Here is a 233-nt window from a genome sequence, read left to right as displayed (position 1 = left end):
GGGGCCGGTGCGGCCGGTGTGGTCGCAGGGCTCGAGGGTGACCACGGCCGTCGCGCCGCGGGCCTCGGCCCCGGCGCGGGCCAGGGCGTCGACCTCGGCGTGCGGGGTGCCGACGCCGCGGGGGTGGCCCTCGGCCAGGGTGCTGCCGTCGGGGCGCAGGAGCACGCAGCCGACCCGGGGGTTGGGGTGCAGCGGGGCGCCGGGGCGTGCGGCGAGCTCGAGCGCACGACGCA

1 pseudogene is annotated in these 233 nt (G+C 82.4%); it reads right to left on the bottom strand.

Annotated features, from left to right (window positions below):
• Positions 1–233, bottom strand: a pseudogene (locus QWJ41_RS21470) (bifunctional diaminohydroxyphosphoribosylaminopyrimidine deaminase/5-amino-6-(5-phosphoribosylamino)uracil reductase RibD); the annotation flags it as partial.

It is taken from the genome of Nocardioides cremeus (assembly GCF_030518195.1).
In the GTDB taxonomy this organism is placed as follows: Bacteria; Actinomycetota; Actinomycetes; order Propionibacteriales; family Nocardioidaceae; genus Nocardioides; species Nocardioides cremeus.
The sequence above is the reverse complement of the archived record's forward strand: the minus strand, read 5'-3'. Positions and strand labels throughout refer to the sequence as shown.